6 protein-coding genes are annotated in these 5,309 nt (G+C 68.6%); all 6 read right to left on the bottom strand.

Annotation, left to right across the window (positions count from 1 at the left end; genetic code table 11):
- Positions 1–17: 17 nt before the first annotated feature.
- On the bottom strand, positions 18–740 hold the full coding sequence (gene dnaQ, locus Q0Z44_RS18005) for a DNA polymerase III subunit epsilon (RefSeq protein WP_109035162.1): 723 nt from the start codon (positions 738–740) through the stop codon (positions 18–20).
- 117 nt (positions 741–857) lie between these two features.
- Positions 858–1,517, bottom strand: coding sequence for a hypothetical protein (locus Q0Z44_RS18000; RefSeq protein WP_298015345.1), 660 nt, complete (start codon positions 1,515–1,517; stop codon positions 858–860).
- 54 nt (positions 1,518–1,571) lie between these two features.
- A complete protein-coding gene (locus tag Q0Z44_RS17995; protein WP_298015343.1) occupies positions 1,572–3,278 on the bottom strand; it encodes a GMC family oxidoreductase in 1,707 nt (568 codons plus the stop codon).
- Between the two features lie 3 nt (positions 3,279–3,281).
- On the bottom strand, positions 3,282–3,809 hold the full coding sequence (locus Q0Z44_RS17990) for a gluconate 2-dehydrogenase subunit 3 family protein (protein WP_298015341.1): 528 nt from the start codon (positions 3,807–3,809) through the stop codon (positions 3,282–3,284).
- A 9-nt stretch (positions 3,810–3,818) separates the two neighbouring features.
- On the bottom strand, positions 3,819–4,157 hold the full coding sequence (fdx, locus tag Q0Z44_RS17985) for an ISC system 2Fe-2S type ferredoxin (RefSeq protein WP_298015340.1): 339 nt from the start codon (positions 4,155–4,157) through the stop codon (positions 3,819–3,821).
- A 51-nt stretch (positions 4,158–4,208) separates the two neighbouring features.
- A partial coding sequence (locus tag Q0Z44_RS17980; RefSeq protein ID WP_298015338.1) for an Hsp70 family protein occupies positions 4,209–5,309 on the bottom strand: 1,101 nt, incomplete at its 5' end.

The following is a 5,309-nucleotide window of genomic DNA, read 5'->3' as shown; positions in this document are numbered from 1 at the left end:
ATCAGCGAAGACCTAGACTATAGCACAGCTTCCAAAGATTTCCATATCGTTTTGCCGCCGCTCGCTTTGTCGATATCTTGCAACGCTTTCTCGAAGGCCGCGGCTTCTTCGTCGCTCGGGCCGACCACGGGCAGCGTGAAGGCACTGAAGTCGACCGCCGCGACGTCCGACACGCCGCCCTCCCCGCCATCGGCGCCGTCGCTGTCGATCAGCAACGCATCCTGCCCGCGGGTCATGTTGATGTAGACCTCGGCCAGCAGTTCGGCGTCCATCAGGGCGCCGTGCAGCGTGCGGTGCGAGTTGTCCACTTCCAGGCGGCGGCACAGTGCGTCCAGGTTGTTGGACTTGCCAGGGAACATCTCGCGGGCCATCAACAACGTGTCGATCACGCCCGAGATGTGCTCGCGGAACTTGCCCTTGCCGCAGCGCGACAACTCGGCATCCAGGAAGCCGACGTCGAACGCGGCGTTGTGGATGATGACTTCGGCACCACGGCAGTAGTCGAGGATCTCTTCGACCAGCGCGGCGAAGGTCGGCTTGTCGGAGAGGAACTCGTCCGTCAGGCCGTGAACCCGCACCGCGTCCTCGCTGTTGGGGCGCTCGGGGTTGATGTAGAAGTGCAGGTGCCGGCCCGTCAGGCGCCGGTTGACCATCTCCACGCAGCCAATTTCAACGATGCGGTCGCCCGTGTCCGGGCTCAGGCCCGTGGTTTCGGTGTCGAGAAAGATCTGGCGGGACATGGATACGGCAGCAATGAAAAAGGCGGCTGCCAAATGTAGCAGCCGCTCCGACCTCGTCGCAGGGTCACGCCCCCTAGAGCGACGACTGAACCCGTGGACGGGACCGCTTCGTCGGACTCAGGTTCCGAGCAGGCAGGTATAGCCGTTGAACTGCTGATGGGCCTGCACCGACACGTCGGAGGTGACGTCGGCCACCGCCGTCAGACTGCCTTGCTCATCACCGCACGACAGCGTGCCGTCCTGTCGCTGCTTCGGCGCCTTCGCTCTGCCGAGCGAGTTCACGCCGACAAAGGGTTGCCACTGGTAGCCGCTGAGCGTGAGGTCCGTGCCGACATGGATGTGGTCGGCCTGCAATGCGCTGGACAGCACAAACCCCTTGCTGTCAAAGGTGTAGCCGCCGCCCAGTTCGTACATGCCGCTGCGGTGCCCACCCACCAGGCGCAAGCGCAGCTTGTCGAACGCAATCTTGCTGCTGCTGAACGGGAAGGTGGCTTCCAGGCGCGCTCCGGCCACCTTGTGGCTGGCGTTGGTGCGCAGCGCGCGGACTCCGACCACAAGCTCCGGACCGCCGCCAAACGCCCAGTTGATGCCGGCGAACGCCTGGGTGGTGTCGCGGTCACGGGAACCGGTCGTGGTGGTGCCCGTGACAGTGGGCACAAAGCAGTACACGCCGGGGCCACACAGCGAACCCTCTCCAGCACGGGCGGGTGCAGCAGCAAGCCCGAAAGCCGCCGCAGCGACGGCCAGGATGGACAGAAGAGGAGAACGAGACGTCATGAGGAACCTCCTGATGCAGGGCACCCCAGCCGCCTTGCCTTGATTCTGATGTCGTCAGGGCCGCGACACTGGGGGCGCCGCGTCCCGCGTGGCCTCCGTGCGCTCATGCTGAAGAAAGCGGTCGACCGATCTCAAGGCCAGCGCCTGGATGGTCAGTGACGGCGACTCTCCTCCACCGGAGCTCGGGAACACACTGCCATCACAAATTAGCAAGTTGCCCCACTCGTGAACTTGACCACGGTCATTTGTCACGCTGTCTGGCGCCATCTGTCCCATGCGGCAAGTGCCGAAGACGTGCGTGGAGGCGAAATCGTCGTAACTGCCGTACTCCATGCGCAGCGGCCCGCATCCGGACTGCTTCAGCACCGCGCGGCAGGTCTGCGCCATGAAGCGCAGGCGCCGGCAGGCCATCTCGTCCACAAAGCTGTGGATGCGGGCGAGCGGCCGGCCCTGCTCGTCACGCGCCTGTGGGTCGAGGTCGACATAGGACTTCGGGTGCGGCAGGCTCTCGCCGATGGCCCCGACCGCCAGGGCATGGCCCACGGTGCGGCGCAAGCGCTGCTTGTGGGCGGCGCCCCAGCCGTCAACCAGCAACGTGGCGTACTTGATGGGCCCGGCCAGCTCGGCATCGAGCGTGGCGGCGTGGAAGCGCGCGCCGCCAATCACGCCCGGGATGGCGTCGGGCGCGTTGAAGTCCCAGCAGATCGCGTCGGCAGGCAGGCCCGCATGGCTGGCCTGGGGCTCGGGGTGCAGCGCGATGGACGTCCAGTGAAGGGTTTCGAGGAAGTGGCGCCCGACCTGGCCGTGTGCATTGCCGATGCCCTCGGGAGCCGTGGCTGAACGGTTGGTGAGCAGCAGACGGGGCGTTTCGATGGCGCCCGCAGCCAGCACGACCAGGCCCGCGCGCTCGGTGCGCTCACGACCGCGCTCGTCGATGTAGCGCACGCCTTCGACGACGCGGCGTGCGCCGTGCAGCAAAGTCAGGGCGGTGGCACGGGCGCGCACCTCGCATCGGCCGGACGCCAGCGCGTGCCGGATGAACGTCTGGTCGACCGAACCCTTGTCGCGCCGCGGGCAGCCCCGCGTGCAACCGCCACAGTGGTTGCAGGGCGGGCGGCCATCGTAGGGCTGCGACAGCGTGGCGCGGGGGTTGACATGCCACTGCTGGCCCAGCTGGCGCCCGGCTTCCACCAGGGTGTGCGAGCCACGCGACAGGGGATGCGCTGGCAGCGGATACGGGGCGCTGCGCCAGCGGGCACCCGTTGCCTGCGGACCGGCCACCCCCACCAGGCGTTCGGCGTCGACGTAGAACGGCTCGAGCTCGGCATAACCGAAAGGCCAGTCCGCGCCGACGCCGTGCTGGCTTTTCAGGGCCATGGCGGCGGGGTGCAGCCGGTGGGCCTCGCCCACATAGTGCAGGGTGCTACCGCCCACGCCACGCACGTGGCTGTAGCCGGTGCGCACAGCCCGTTGGCCGGTCTGCACCAGCGGGCCCGTGTCGTGATGCCAGCTGCGCAAATCATCCCAGGCAGGGTCGAGGGCCTGCATCTCGCCGTAGCGGTGGTGCCCCTGGCTGCCCGGCTTCCTGGGAAAGGCGTGCGTTTCCCAATCCGGCCGGTGCAGCGCGTAATCGCGGTCCGGATCAAACCAGGGGCCAGCCTCCAGCACCAGCACGCGCGCGCCACGCTGCGTGAGGCGCCAGGCCGCCGCAGCGCCGCCGGCGCCCGCACCGATCACGATGGCATCGAAAGCGCCTCGCACGGCTCAGCCCATTTCGTAGCCCAGCGGCTGCGGCGGGCGGGTGATCGGCAGGCCCCGCCAGGATGCCGGCTGCGCGTAGTACAGCGTCATCCCCCGCTCGCGGGCCCAGTAGAACAGCCGGCGCTGCGGGGATTCCCATGGCGCCCGCGCCATCCAGGCCACCAGCGCCTCACGCTCTTCGAACTGCAGCGAGGCAAAGCCGTCGCCATAGCGGTCCAACCAGGCGCAGCCCACTTCCGCCAGCCGCAGAAGCTCGGGCTGCGTCTGGGCCTCGGCCCACATCTGCTGCGGCACCCGCAAGGCCGAGGCCGCAGGGGTGAGCTCATCTGCCGGAATGAGGTGATCGAGCAAGGCAATGAGGGCCGCGGGCGGTGCAGGCGTCGCCCGTGCACGCGGGGCGCGGCGGACCGACGCGGCCGCATCGGCCCGTGCCAGCCATCCCAGCAGACCGCCAGTCAGCAACGCCCCCAGCAACCAACGCCGCCGCCACTGCGGCAGGCTGGGCCAGGTGGGCGGTGCGTGGCGGGCCATGGCGTGGCGTCAGTGGTTCTCGCGCGCGTGGTTGATCGTGTACTTCGGGATCTCGACGGTCAGGTCCTGACCGGCCACGATGGCCTGGCAGCTCAGGCGCGAGTTCGGCTCCAGGCCCCAGGCGCGGTCCAGCAGGTCTTCTTCGGTGTCCTCGATCTCGTTGAGGCTGTTGAAGCCCTCGCGCACGATGACGTGGCAGGTGGTGCACGCCGCGCTCATGTCGCAGGCGTGTTCGATCTCGATGTGGTTTTCCAGCAGGGCTTCGCAGATGCTGGTGCCGGGCTTGGCCGTGATCTGGGCGCCCTGCGGGCACAGCGTGGCGTGGGGCAGGATCTTGATGATGGGCATGATCGGGGCTCGGTCGGTGAGCGTATTCTGGGGCGGCGCGCGCCGCGTGGTTCAGAGCTGGTCGAGCTGTCGACCGGCCAGGGCCTGGCGGATGCTGCGGTTCATGCGCTCGGCGGCGAACGCTTCGGTGCCCTGGGCCAGCGCCTTGGTGGCCGCTTCGAGGGCCTCCAGGTCACCGCGGTCGCAGCGGGCGCCGATCTGCGCCATCAGCGTGTCGATCTGGGCCCGCTGCTCGGGCGTCAGCAGGTCGCCATCGGCGGCCAGCGCGGTGCGGGTGGCCTCCAGCATGCGCTCGGCTTCCACGCGGGCTTCGCGCAGCGCGCGGTCCTTCATGTCGGCCTGCGCGGTGGTGAAGCCCTCGCGCAGCATGTGGGCCACCTGTTCGTCGCTCAGGCCGTAGCTGGGCTTGACGACGACGGACGCCTCGACGCCCGAGAGCTGCTCGCGCGCCGACACGCTCAGCAAGCCGTCGGCATCAACCTGGAAGCTCACGCGGATGCGGGCGGCACCGGCGGCCATCGGCGGGATGCCGCGCAGCTCGAAGCGGGCCAGCGAACGGCAGTGCTCGACCTGCTCGCGCTCACCCTGCACCACGTGCACGGCCAGCGCCGTCTGGCCGTCCTTGAAGGTGGTGAAGTCCTGCGCGCGGGCGCACGGGATGGGGGTGTTGCGCGGGATGATGCGCTCGACCAGCCCGCCCATGGTTTCCAGACCGAGCGACAAAGGCAGCACGTCAAGCAGCAGCAGCTCTCCCTTGTCGTTGTTGCCGGCCAGCTGGTTGGCCTGGATGGCCGCGCCCAGCGCCACCACCTCGTCGGGGTTCAAGTCGGTCAGCGGCGTCTGGCCGAAGAAGGTGCCGACGGCATTGCGCACGGCCGGCATGCGGGTCGAGCCGCCCACCATGACCACGCCCTTGACCTCGTCGGGCTTGACCTTGGCATCGCGCAGCACGCGCTTGACCGCCGTCAGTGTCTTGTCGATCAGCGGGCGGGCCAGCTGGGCCAGCTCTTCGCGGGTGATGCTGGCGGACAGCATGCCACCGGACAGCGCGCACGCCAGGTGGGTGCTGCCATCCGTCGAGAGCTTTTCCTTGGCGCGGCGTGCAGCCACCAGCACGGCGCGCTTGTCCTGTGGCGTCACCGCCTGCATCTG

The organism is uncultured Aquabacterium sp., from assembly GCF_947366995.1.
Taxonomy (GTDB): domain Bacteria; phylum Pseudomonadota; class Gammaproteobacteria; order Burkholderiales; family Burkholderiaceae_C; genus Aquabacterium.
The sequence above is the reverse complement of the archived record's forward strand: the minus strand, read 5'-3'. Positions and strand labels throughout refer to the sequence as shown.

Bases quoted from the DNA above. Each gene is read 5' to 3' on its own strand.
- dnaQ (WP_109035162.1), bottom strand. From the start codon at position 740: ATGTCCCGCCAGATCTTTCTCGACACCGAAACCACGGGCCTGAGCCCG.
- Q0Z44_RS18000 (WP_298015345.1), bottom strand. From the start codon at position 1,517: ATGACGTCTCGTTCTCCTCTTCTGTCCATCCTGGCCGTCGCTGCGGCG.
- Q0Z44_RS17990 (WP_298015341.1), bottom strand. From the start codon at position 3,809: ATGGCCCGCCACGCACCGCCCACCTGGCCCAGCCTGCCGCAGTGGCGG.
- fdx (WP_298015340.1), bottom strand. From the start codon at position 4,157: ATGCCCATCATCAAGATCCTGCCCCACGCCACGCTGTGCCCGCAGGGC.